Below are 12,441 nucleotides of genomic sequence, written 5' to 3' on the forward strand. Positions count from 1 at the left end.
AGGAGGCTAATATGAGAACAGCTTTTCGTTTATTACTGCCTTATTTAATTGTCATGGTTGTACTCGGTTGTTCAAAAGAAGAGGAAAATGACACCGTTGTCAGGCAAACAGATACAAATGAAAAACAACCATATGATATTGAAGTGGTTGCTGAAGGGCTGAATGTACCATGGGAATTAGTTATTGCTGAAGATGGGAGAATGTTTTTTACGGAAAGACCAGGACAAATTAGGGAAATTCGTGATGGAAAAGTAGTGAAAGAGCCGCTTCTGTCTTTGGCGGCCCCTTTCATTAGTAAAGGAGAGGGAGGATTACTTGGATTGGCGCTAGATCCTGATTTCCAAACGAATCACTTTATGTATACGTATCACACCTATAAAGATAATGGTGAAATCAAAAATCGTGTTCTTCGTCTTGTAGTCGATGATAATCAAGCTAGTATTGATAAAGTGATTCTTGATGGGATTGTTGGTGATACGAATCATAATGGAGGGAGGATGAAGATAGGTCCTGACAAGATGCTCTATATTACCGCAGGAGATCGGTATGAACCTGACTTAGCTCAGAATAAGACAAGTATGGGCGGCAAAATCTTCAGAATCCAGCCAGATGGTTCGATACCGGATGATAATCCAATAGAGGGCTCACCTGTCTACAGTTATGGCCATCGTAATCCGCAGGGACTAGCCTGGCATCCTGTAACAGAAGACTTATTCAGTTCGGAACACGGCCAATCGGCACATGATGAGATCAATTTAATTGATCCAGGAAAAAATTATGGCTGGCCGATTATTCAGGGGGATGAAGAAAAAGAGGGGATGCAAACCCCTATAGCCCAAAGTGCAACTGAAACATGGGCACCGTCAGGAATGACATTTGTCTCCAAAGGTGAATGGGAAAATCAATTACTGGTTGCCAATTTACGTGGCATGCAGGTACTTAAGGTAGAGCTTGATGAATCTGGCAAACAGGTAGAAAAAATCGATTCCCTCTTTAAAGAAAAGTATGGGAGAATCCGAAATATCATAGAGGCACCGGATGGGTCCTTATATATGATGACCAATAATCGGGATGGAAGAGGTAATCCAACTGACAAAGACGACAGAATCATTCGTTTGATTCCTAAAAACCGAAATATTTAATTACTGTTAAACAATTGAAATAAGATTAGAGCGCCTCATATGTTTGTGATCCTTCTCCATATGAAGTGCTTTTTTCTTTAAATATATTAATAGACTGAAGTGAGATGGTGAAGAAGTTAAAAACGTATATTCATCTGCTTCTTGGTTTATTGCTGGCAATTGTATTTTTGGAGCTTTAGGTGGGGTGGAGCCATGATGCTTGGTGCTGTATACCCTGAAATGGATGCTATGAAATTGTCAGTATCTTTACTGGATCCTATTCCTTTTATAAACATCTGGTTTATACCGGGTCTATTATTATTCTGTCTGAATGGAATTGGCAGTGGTTGGGCGGCCTATATTTGTTTCAGGAGAAATCATGGAGCAGCGGGGAGAATTGCGCAAATCATAGGTTCTATGCTATTCGTTTGGATTATTGCTCAGATAATCGTGATAGGAGTCGTGGAAATCATGATGGCCGTTTTCCTGATAAACAATAGAATGGAAAAGCACTCAACTATTTATCATCCTAGCTGAGTGCTTCAATATTAGTAAGTTTGAGTTCAACATGATTTCGTCCATTTGCTTTAGCCGTATAGAGGGCTTCATCTGCTTTATGAATCAAAGAAATATAGCTATCCCCTTTTTCAAAGGTGGTTACACCAAAGCTTGCTCGGATTTGATACGTACCAAGGGGCTCCTTTTCTATTGCATTCCGTAAGCGCTCCGCGATATTCAACGCACAAGGATATTTGGTTTTAGGTAAAATGAGAATAAATTCCTCACCACCAAAACGGGCTAGTACATCAAAGGTTTTCACATTCTTTTCGAGAACTGATGCAACATGTTTCAATGCCCGATCTCCCTCTAAATGTCCGTATTTATCGTTAAAATCCTTGAAATGATCGATATCTATTAGTAGGATACTTAAATCATTCTCTAGTGGTGCTTTTTCTATAAATTTTGTTAAGTAGTAATCTGCCGTTCTTCTGTTATTAATACCGGTTAATCCATCCTTATAGGCGATAGATTCAAGCGTGAAAAATTTTTCCTTCAGTTCGGTACGCATGTGCTCGATACCGGTGATTAAACGGCCTAGTTCATCATCTTTATGATAGTCTGGGACTTTAACCGAAAAGTCTTTATTTGAATAGGAAGTAACGCTTTGCTCTAATTCCACAATTGGTTGAACCAAACTGGTTAAATGCCAGATGATATAGAAAACAGCCAGTACCAGCATGAGTAGAATACCAAAACAAAAAATAGTTAGAATAATCATCACCCTGTTTTGTGAACGCTCTTCCATTTCTGATTTTAACAGTTTAATTTCGTTTTTTGTCTCTTTATAATGGAGCCGTATATGATCAAATGCCATTTTACTATTATCAAGTACATCATTTGAAATGAGTTTATTATCTTTAATAACTTTTATTTGAACATCTCCATACTCACTAATCCATATTTCTCCGCTAGTAATCAAGGTAGTAATAGATTTACTGACGCTTGGAAAAATGATTATATCTTGTTTGAGCTTTTCAGAGGTTTGCTGAAATGTTGTAGTCCCTAAATAAAATGGTTCAAGAAAGGCATCATTTTTAGATAAACTATATCCTCGCTGCCCCGTCTCTTGATCGATTAAAGATTGATAAAGAACTAATACATGTTCGTTCATGGCTTCTAGTTGTTTCATTGTTTTGTTTGAAGAAACAAATTCACTCTTTACATAAAAAAGAGATGCTAAGTTTAAACAAATCCATATTAATCCAATGGATAATAAACTCCAGAAGAATCGATGCCCAATTTGCCATTTGAATACTTTTTTACGCAGAGTAATTCACTCTTTCTATTGGTATTAAAAGTTAATTCTACATTATTTTACAAAGTTTTTACAGGTTTTTTCTTTAGAAAGTTTTTGATTAGTTTGAGTTAGAATGACAAGAAAAAGGAGCTGCAAAATATAGAGATATAAAATCTACTAAAGAGCAAAGGAATAGATTATTTGGGGGCAAATCATACCTCGTCCTATAGGTCATAATTGGAATTGATTGTATATAGAATTCCATTTCTGAGGTCAGTATAATATAAAGGTTGAAATTTATTATTATATTACCTATGGAAAGAAGAATCAGCATGCTTAAACAATATATTCTTGATTTGCATAACGAATTTGCTGGATACAATTCGGCGAAGCTTCGTAAAGATATTATGGCAGGTATTACAGTCACGGCTGTTGCACTGCCTTTATCGCTGGCGTTCGGGGTGAGTAGTGGAGCGGATGCAGCAGCCGGATTAATTACGGCAATTCTAGCCGGACTAATTATCAGTATGCTATCAGGTGCCTCCTATCAAATATCAGGACCAACGGGAGCAATGTCTGCTATTTTGATAGCTGTTGTTGCTCAGTATGGGCTTGATGGAGTGTTTATTGCCTGTTTGCTGGCTGGTATCCTTTTGGTGATTGCTGGTTTATTGAAATTTGGTCGTGTCGTTTCTATTATACCGATGCCGGTTATCACAGGTTTTACATCAGGAATTGCTATCATTATTGCAATGGGACAAGTGGATAACTTTTTTGGTGTTGAATCGAGCGGAGAGAATCCTATTGCCCAAATCATGTCTTATATAGAGAATGGTTTCCATCCTGATTTTGCCACGGTATTGATTGGTATCATTACCGTTGTCACGATGATTGTTTGGCCGAAAAAATGGAATGCGATTATTCCATCATCCTTAGCAGCCTTACTGCTTGTTTTACTTATAAATGCCCTTTTAAAATTACCAGTTGCGGTAGTGGGAGATATACCAAAAACATTTTTACCGGAAAACCGACTAGTGTTTGGAGATTTATCTCTCGCTAAAATTGAATCATTGATTTGGCCGGCAATCAGTATTGCAGCCTTAGGAATGATAGAAAGTTTATTATGTGGTGCATCTGCCGGTCGTATGGTTGGAGAAAAAATGAATGGGGATCGTGAACTGGTTGCACAGGGAATTGGGAATATGATTATCCCATTCTTCGGAGGCGTTCCGGCTACAGCTGCGATTGCCCGTACGAGTGTGGCGATAAAAGCCGGCATGCAAACAAGATTGACGGGAATTTTCCATGCAGTTGGGTTGCTATTGTCGATGTTTCTTCTTAGCCCGATTATGTCGAGTATACCGATGTCTGCTTTAGCAGGTATTTTGATTGTAACGGCATGGCGAATGAATGAATGGGAAAGTATACATTATATCTTCTCTCACAAATTTAAAGGGGCCATCTTTAAATTCATACTAACATTGCTTGCGACTGTTGTGTTTGACTTAACGGTTGCCATTGTTGCTGGAATTGCTCTATCTGCCATATTATTTGTTATTAACAGTGCAGACGTAGAGATGAACATCAGTAAAGTGGATATCGAAAAATTAGAAGATAAAGGGATAAAATTAGATCAGGCATATGATGATATACGGGTTGTTTACCTCACCGGGCCTATTTTCTTTGCAACGGTGAGCTCGTTGACTGATCGCCTGGAAGACATCAGTCAAGGGATAATGATTCTTTCTATGCGCGGTGTATCCTCTATTGACGGTTCTGGGGTACAAGCCTTGCTTGAATTCTGCGAATTAAAGAAACAAGAGGGTGTAACCATCATCTTTAGTGGTGTGCAGCGTAGAGTTCTCAGCCGATTTGAACGAGGCGGTATTCTGGAGGTAATTGGAGAAGATAATGTCTTCTGGAGTACGGACCAAGCACTTGCTAAAATCAATCAAATACAAAGATAAGATAAATGAAAAAGGAGAGCGCTAAAGTTGGCTGCTCTCCTTTTTCATTGCAAGCTGCTAGGACAGCTTTTTACCGTATATTAGATATCGTTCTTTTGTTTTTTCATTTGGGAAGAAGGAATCATCAATGACAATCCATCCTTTTTTATCATAAAGATTTCGTGCAGCCAAATTGGGATACTGGGTTGTTAATACGGATGTATGAAAAGGCAAGTCCTTTAATAAGTGATCGTGTAACAATTCCCCAATTCCTTGCCGGCGCATGGAGGAATCGACACATAACTCAACGAACTCAAAACAATTTGTCAGCCATTCATTGGATAAGTCTGGTTTTAGATGACTACTCAATAGTTCATGATAATATTGTCCTGGTAAAGAAGCATAGCCATAGGTGAATCCAACAGGTTTTTCCTCTTCAGTTAAGCATATATACCCTCTAAAATCCTCATAATGCATGTGCCGGTTGAATTGTTCTGTACAGTCAGTATCCATATTCCATACTTGTTGATACAGAGAAACGATTTCCTCGAGCGAATGATCTGTTCGATTCCACTTTACTATTTGAGCCATAGTGTGCTATACCAATTTCTTATTCGAATATAGAACTGATTTGTTTGATTTCCTCAGCAGATAACGCAACATCCAATGTTTTAAGATTATCAATTACTTGTTCAGGCTGTTTTGCACCAGGGATGATGACATCAATGGAGTCCTGTGCCAAGTACCATGCAAGGGTAAGGTGAGTGATATGAACGTTTTTAGCATCCGCAATTTTGCGAAGCTGCTCCACCTTTGCCAGGTTCTGATCAAATAGTTCTCCCTGAAATAATGGGTTACGGGAACGTCCGTCATTAAAAATGGATTTCTTTGTGTATTTTCCGGTTAAGAGACCGGATGCGAGTGGGAAGTATGGAACAAATGATATATTCTGTTCAACTGTATAAGGGAGGAATTCTTTTTCAGCATCTCTTTTAAATAGATTGTATTCAGATTGAATCACATCTACATATCCATCTTTATTGGCTTCCTTTAATTGTTCCAAAGAAAAATTGGATACTCCGATAGCACGGATTTTCCCGGCATCTTTTAGTTCCTTTAAGGCACCAACAGCTTCATCCTTCGGTGTATCTTGATCTGGGAAATGAATGTAGAAGAGGTCTAAATAATCTGTTCGTAAACGGATAAGGCTATCTTCCACAGCTTTTTTTAGGAAGGCAGGGGAGTTATCAACTGCAATTTCATTTTTTATAAACTTATGAGCTCCTTTTGTAGCTATAACAAGATTTTCTCGATTGTCTTTTTCTCTAACGATTTCTCCAATTAATTCCTCTGAGCGTTCTGGTCCATAAAAATAGGCGGTATCAATAAAATTTACACCATGATCGATGGCTGTGCGTATGATTTCCCGTCCTGTTTCCTCATCGAGATTTGGATAGATATTATGTCCTCCAACTGCGTTTGTTCCAAGACCAATCGGATTTACAAGTAAGTCTGTTTTGCCTAACTGAACTTTTTCATTCATAAAAAAAACCCCCTTCACATGTAATGGTTCCATCATAACAAAGGAGGAGAAACATATGGAAATGATAGGGTTTAAATCAGATAAAATAGCAAAAGGTCTCAAGGAGTATCTCCTCGAGACCTTTATGCAAAGAGGGGGGATTTATTTCTGTTCTATGGCTTTTATGATGTGTTCTACTAGTAGTATAATCTAGTTGATAACGATTATCAATATCATTTAGATGAAAAAGATGTAAAATTTATTACAAATACATAACTAAATTTTCAGGATTAAATTTTGGTTGAATAATCATGAGCAGTTTGAATGCCTTTTTTATAGGGATTATAAAAAGGAGGGCATTATTGAACCTGTAAATCAATCATAAATGTAATCAGCGTTCTACATTTTTGTTTAAACAAATCTGCAATCTTCATTGGACACAGGTTTGGAGAATTCTATTATTTATCAAAGGCAATGAAATCAGTGATATCTGTCAGCAAGGATGACAGCACTACTGAAGCCAACAATTAAGCAACGAGCTTCACCTGTGATAGTATGTTACAAATCATAACCTGCTTACGAATGAGCATTTTGTTTGCTACCTTTTACGCAACTCACTAGAATGAAGGTCATATAAAGGAGGAATTGTCCCTATGAATGAAAAATATGCTTCTCTTTTCGAGAGCTTAACACTGCCAAATGGTGTTACGTTGAAAAATCGATTCGTACTCGCCCCAATGACGCATTACTCTTCTAATCCTGATGGAACGATTTCTAATCAGGAACTTTCATATATCGCACAGCGTTCCAAGGAAATCGGCTTGGTTATCACTGCTGCAGCAAATGTATCATATAGTGGAAAGGCGTTCACAGGTCAGCCATCTATTGGACGCGATACAGATATAGCAGGTCTAAAGAAACTAGCCGATACAATAAAGGCTGAAGGAGCTAAAGCAATCATCCAGCTTCACCATGGCGGACGGGAAGCTTCGGCTGAACTTGTACCGAATGGGGATGTTGTGGCTCCAAGTGCTGTTGAAAAAGAAGGTGCAACTACACCACGCGCATTAAAAACTGCAGAAGTACAGCAAATCGTTGCTGATTTTGGAGAAGCGACTCGTCGTGCTATCGAAGCTGGCTTTGATGGTGTCGAAATTCACGGTGCAAATGGATATATTATCCAACAATTTTACTCTCCATTTTCCAATCGTCGTGAAGATGAATGGGGCGAGCGCTTACGCTTCCCACTGGCTGTCGTTGACACAGTCAGAAATGCTGTTGAAAAATATGGCTCCAAAGATTTCATCGTTGGATACCGTTTCTCTCCTGAGGAACCGGAAACTCCTGGATTAACGATGAAAGAAACACTTGAGCTGATTGATGCTCTAGTGGAAAAACCTTTGGATTACCTTCATGTTTCTTTAATGGACTTCCATTCTACAGCACGCCGCGGTGCGGATACGAACGTTAAACGTATTGATTTAATCAAGGAACGCATCAATGATAGACTACCTTTGATCGGTGTCGGATCCTTGTACTCTGCTGAAGACGTAGTTGCAGCCAAAGATACAGGAGTACCATTGATTGGCATGGGACGTGAAATGTTAATCGACCCGGAATTCGTTACAAAGATCAAAGAAGGACGCGAAGACGAAATTATCAGCTTGATTGATCCTGCTCGCGAAGATCGTCATGGCCTTCCAGAACCGCTTTGGAACATCATCCTGCAGACAAAAGGCTGGGTTCCGACTAAAGAAGATTAATAGAAAGGTATACTTTGCTCTATGCTTTAGTGGAATATAAGCATAGAAGGGATATTAACCAACCTGGCTATTAATAAATAAAAAAACCTCTCGTATGAGAGGTTTTTTTATGCAAGCTTTTCCTGCGGATTGATCTTTTCTGTCACTCTCAATAAAAAAGGATGTAAGTCTATCTGTGTCCCAACCGATTAAAATGCTGGGAATAGGTCGTATATGCTATGGTATATTGTAGTTAAATGAAGAAAAGGATGTTCGATATGCATATTACAATAATCGGAACAGGTATAGCAGGGTCGGTTACCGCATATAAGCTTGCGAAACGTGGCTTAAAAGTAACTGTGATCGATCGCTTTGATAAAGGACAAGCGACAGATGCTGCAGCAGGGATTGTTTGTCCATGGTTGTCCCAGAGGCGAAATAAAGATTGGTACCAGCTGGCGAAAGGCGGTGCTCGCTATTATCCAGAAATAATTGAAGAACTCCGTCAAGATGGAGAGACTGAAACGGGTTATGCACGTGTAGGTGCATTGAGCCTGCATGAGGATCCGAAAAAACTGGATGCGATGCAGCAACGTGCTGAAAAGCGCAGAACGGATGCACCGGAGATGGGTAAGATAACCCGTCTTAACGAAAACGAAGCACGGCAGTTATTTCCTTTGCTAGCGGAAGGATATGAAGCTGTGCACGTCAGCGGTGCCGCTCGCGTCGATGGCCGGGCTTTACGAAATGCCTTGCAACGAGCAGCCAGAAAATACGGCGCCCGTTTCGTATCAGCCGAAGCGCAGCTTTCTATGAAAGCAGGGCGAATCGTTGTGACAGCCGGCAATGATGAATGGATACCGGATCAAGTAGTAGTTACTGCAGGCGCTTGGGCTGGACAATTACTAGAACCGCTAGGCTATCAAATGGAAGTCAGCTTCCAGAAAGCACAGATTTGTCATTTGCAGGTTCACACGGACAAAACACATGATTGGCCAGTGATCATTCCTCCGAATGATCAATATTTGCTTGCTTTTCCAGATGGAAGAATAATAGCTGGTGCTACGCATGAAAACGATGAAGAAATGGATATCAGGATAACGGCAGGAGGCGTCCAAGAAGTGCTGAGTAAAGCAATTCAGCTTGCTCCCGATCTTGCAGATGCAAGCTTGACTGAAACAAGGGTCGGCTTCAGACCTTTTACGCTAGGTTTCCTTCCTGTATTTGGCCGCATGCCAAATCACCATAATCTCTATGTCATAAATGGCTTGGGTGCCTCAGGTCTGACGATGGGTCCATTTATCGCTTCTCAGCTCGCAAAACTGATCGTTGGAGAGGAACCGGATATTGATATATCGGCCTATAATCCAGAGGGCGCTCTGGCTTAATCATCGAGTCCATGTTAATCATGGACTTTTTGTAGTTTATTAGCCAAATGGTTACGGCTAACCTGAGGACTTAGTATGTGTTGAATCTAAATATAGCTTCTAAACATTTACATTCTATATTAGGCGCCGTGCAGGTGATTTAATCAATCCAAATTAATCTAATAGTTTTGTAGTTGGATTATACCGTTTGTTATAAAATGGTAATCAAGAGTGCGTGATTAATTTGGAGAGGAAGATATAAGTATGGAAGCTCTTTATAGTTATGATGATTTGCTGAGGATGATGGATCAATTATTAAAAGAACAAACCAGGTTTAATTGGGATCAATTTTATTTGGATCGTGAACGGAATGTACCTTTTTTTTCTAATCGGCCTGATGAAAACTTAGTGGAGTATTTCAAAAAGGGCTTGTTTGTTCCGGGGAGTAAAGTGCTCGAATTGGGATGTGGTCCTGGACGAAATGCAGCATTTTTTGCTGAAAAAGATTGTCATGTTGATGCAGTTGATTCTTCAGAAGAAAGTCTGAAGTGGGGAAGAGAACGAGCGAAAGAGAGTGGTTTAGCAATCAATTTTATACATGGAAATATATTTGATTTAGCCATTGATGATGGAAGCTATGATATTGTATTTGATTCAGGGTGCTTTCATCATATAGCACCTCACCGGAGAATTAGTTATATCAATTTAGTTAAAAGAGCTTTAAAAAAAGAAGGTTTGTTTGGTATTACCTGTTTTCTTGAAAATGGGAAGTATGGCGGATCAGATATGACTGATTGGGATGTGTACAGGTATTGGAGTCTCAAAGGAGGGTTAGGCTTTACAGAACAAAAATTAAGAGACATCTTTAAGGATCTACAGGAAATTGAAATAAAAAAGATGAGACAAACAGATTCAATGAATGATGTTTTTGCTGAGGATGGTTTTTGACAGCTATATTTCAAAAATAATTGTAATTGAGCTATCAAAAGAGTGTGACATCCTTTGATAGCTTCTGCCACACTCTTCCTGCCTTTTTGATCTCTATTGATTCGATTTCAACCACATCATTGCACTATAGGCATGTATGGCTGCACCCGTTGGTAAGATATCTTCATTAAAAACAATCTGTGGATGATGCATTGGAAGCCCGTAATGTGGGTTCTCTTCTTTTGTACCGGCTCCCAGCAAAAAATACACACTAGGAACTTCATAACAATAGGAGGCAAAGTCTTCAGAGCCCATACCGCCACCTTCAAATGAGATAACGGATTGTTCACCAACTACCTCTTTTACATAGGAAGATAACTGAGTGCCCAGCTCTTTATCATTCGTTAATGGAGGAACGGAGGCAACTGTCTCTATTTTAGCCTCTCCTCTAAACATTTCGCCTGTTGAAGTAACGATTTTCTCTAATCTTTTATAGATGAAGTCCCCTAACTCAACATTTAAGTAGCGTATTGTTCCTTCCAATACAGCTTGTTCAGGAATCACATTATGTGTGCTGCCAGCTTGAAATTTTCCTACTGTGATCACCACGGATTGTGTAGCTGATATTTCTCTGGTGATAATTTCTTGCATGGAGGTATAGATATGAGCTGCAATATTAATCGGATCCACACCTGTTTCCGGCATTGCGCCGTGACAGCCTACTCCTTTGACAGTAATCCTAAAGATTGTACAGCCTGCGATACTTGTTCCACGCCCATATAAAATTGTATTTGACGGTGTTCCAGAATGGACATGCAGAGCCATGGCAGCATCCACTTTAGGGTTTTCTAAAACGCCTGAATTCAACATTCGTTTTGCACCTTTGAAACCTTCTTCATTTGGCTGAAATACGAGCTTTACGGTACCTTCGAGTTCATTTTCATGCTGTTTTAATAATTTTGCAGCGCCTAATAGCATGGTAGTGTGAAAATCATGTCCGCAGGCGTGCATATTCCCATTTGTAGCTTTAAATGGATAGTCGGTTTGTTCTTCAATTGGAAGGGCATCCATGTCAGCTCGCAACAAAAATGTTTTCTTTGAATTTGGTTTTCCAACTAAAGCAACAATGCCACTTTCGCAAATTTCCTTTGGCTCATATCCAAACTCCTTCAGTTTCTCCATTACATATTTCGTGGTTTGAGGAAGGTGATCGCCTACCTCCGGATTCTGATGAATTTCCCGTCTGTATTTTACCAACTCATCCTTCATAGCTCTCGCACTTTCTAAAAATGGATTCATATGATCCTCCTTCATAGCCAATTCTATAGGTGGCTTTCTTTATATTTTGCACAGTACAGGCATTTTATATTAGACGTTTACCATTACTGGATTGAAGGAGAAGGTGAGAGGTGTTAACCCAAGAAGGATTAACACCTTTTTATGACGAACTGTATATGGAATTAGAAACAAAAATGATTCTTAATGGGGGAAGGAAAAGATGATAGATATTTTAAAAGCAGATGCAAGCCATGTCGAGGGGATTGCGAAAGTATGCAGTGATGGACAGTGGGCCACTTATACAGAATTACGCTCTGAAGAGTATATTGAAAGAGTCGTAAAAGAGTTTTATAACCACGAAAGAATTTTAAAGGAAGTAACTGATACGAGTAGGGAGTGGGGAGGATATTTTGTTGCTGTGGAAGACAATGAAGTCATTGGAGCAATTGGGGGTGGCATGATTGGTGAGACAAACGGGGAGGTATTTGTTTTATATCTTAACCCCAATAGACGCAATGAAGGAATTGGGACAAGATTATTAGATATTCTGACAAAGCAACAAAAAGAAGAGTTTCATGCAACGGAACAATGGGTGTCTGTAGCAAAGGGGAACCAAAAAGGCATTCCCTTTTATGAGGCAAGAGGGTTCACCTTCAATAATGAACAAAAAGGATATGAAAATAGAGAGGAAGAAAACTATATCTCATTGAGATATGTTCGTAAGATTTGATATAAGTGGT

The 12,441-nt window shown here is 39.3% G+C and carries 11 protein-coding genes; 7 read left to right on the top strand and 4 right to left on the bottom strand.

Annotated features, from left to right (window positions below; all coding sequences use genetic code 11):
- Positions 1-11 precede the first annotated feature (11 nt).
- Positions 12-1,142 (top strand): PQQ-dependent sugar dehydrogenase, encoded by a 1,131-nt coding sequence (locus tag AC58NB_RS13210; RefSeq protein ID WP_497427307.1) that lies wholly within the window; start codon positions 12-14, stop codon positions 1,140-1,142.
- Between the two features lie 192 nt (positions 1,143-1,334).
- Positions 1,335-1,658, top strand: a complete 324-nt coding sequence (locus AC58NB_RS13215) for a hypothetical protein (protein WP_497427308.1) — start codon at positions 1,335-1,337, stop codon at positions 1,656-1,658.
- Here AC58NB_RS13215 and AC58NB_RS13220 read toward each other — a convergent pair.
- Positions 1,651-2,811, bottom strand: a complete 1,161-nt coding sequence (locus AC58NB_RS13220) for a sensor domain-containing diguanylate cyclase (protein WP_497427309.1) — start codon at positions 2,809-2,811, stop codon at positions 1,651-1,653. The genes AC58NB_RS13215 and AC58NB_RS13220 overlap by 8 nt on opposite strands.
- A gap of 422 nt (positions 2,812-3,233) precedes the next feature.
- On the opposite strand from AC58NB_RS13220, the gene AC58NB_RS13225 reads away from it, so the two are divergent.
- Positions 3,234-4,886, top strand: a complete 1,653-nt coding sequence (locus tag AC58NB_RS13225; RefSeq protein ID WP_497427310.1) for a SulP family inorganic anion transporter — start codon at positions 3,234-3,236, stop codon at positions 4,884-4,886.
- A 57-nt stretch (positions 4,887-4,943) separates the two neighbouring features.
- Here AC58NB_RS13225 and AC58NB_RS13230 read toward each other — a convergent pair whose 3' ends face one another.
- Both AC58NB_RS13230 and AC58NB_RS13235 read right to left on the bottom strand, forming a co-directional pair.
- Positions 4,944-5,456: a GNAT family N-acetyltransferase gene (locus AC58NB_RS13230; RefSeq protein ID WP_497427311.1), complete on the bottom strand. Its 513-nt coding sequence runs from the start codon at positions 5,454-5,456 to the stop codon at positions 4,944-4,946.
- A gap of 19 nt (positions 5,457-5,475) precedes the next feature.
- Positions 5,476-6,408 (bottom strand): aldo/keto reductase, encoded by a 933-nt coding sequence (locus tag AC58NB_RS13235; protein WP_497427312.1) that lies wholly within the window; start codon positions 6,406-6,408, stop codon positions 5,476-5,478.
- A gap of 632 nt (positions 6,409-7,040) precedes the next feature.
- Between AC58NB_RS13235 and AC58NB_RS13240 the strand changes: the two genes are divergently transcribed.
- From AC58NB_RS13240 to AC58NB_RS13250, 3 genes are all read left to right on the top strand, one after another.
- Positions 7,041-8,150, top strand: a complete 1,110-nt coding sequence (locus tag AC58NB_RS13240; RefSeq protein ID WP_497427313.1) for an NADH-dependent flavin oxidoreductase — start codon at positions 7,041-7,043, stop codon at positions 8,148-8,150.
- Between the two features lie 257 nt (positions 8,151-8,407).
- The gene (locus tag AC58NB_RS13245; RefSeq protein ID WP_497427314.1) at positions 8,408-9,517 is read left to right on the top strand and encodes an NAD(P)/FAD-dependent oxidoreductase; all 1,110 of its coding nucleotides are present in this window, start codon (positions 8,408-8,410) and stop codon (positions 9,515-9,517) included.
- A 243-nt stretch (positions 9,518-9,760) separates the two neighbouring features.
- Positions 9,761-10,444, top strand: a complete 684-nt coding sequence (locus tag AC58NB_RS13250) for a class I SAM-dependent methyltransferase (RefSeq protein WP_497427315.1) — start codon at positions 9,761-9,763, stop codon at positions 10,442-10,444.
- A 93-nt stretch (positions 10,445-10,537) separates the two neighbouring features.
- Here the strand turns inward: AC58NB_RS13250 and AC58NB_RS13255 are convergent, their stop codons facing one another.
- On the bottom strand, positions 10,538-11,722 hold the full coding sequence (locus AC58NB_RS13255) for a M20 metallopeptidase family protein (protein WP_497427316.1): 1,185 nt from the start codon (positions 11,720-11,722) through the stop codon (positions 10,538-10,540).
- Positions 11,723-11,921: 199 nt separating this feature from the next.
- On the opposite strand from AC58NB_RS13255, the gene AC58NB_RS13260 reads away from it, so the two are divergent.
- Positions 11,922-12,431 carry a GNAT family N-acetyltransferase gene (locus AC58NB_RS13260; RefSeq protein WP_497427317.1) on the top strand — a complete coding sequence of 170 codons (510 nt, stop codon included), beginning with the start codon at positions 11,922-11,924 and terminating at the stop codon, positions 12,429-12,431.
- Positions 12,432-12,441 lie beyond the last annotated feature (10 nt).

The organism is Pradoshia sp. TA40_28 (assembly GCF_059694525.1).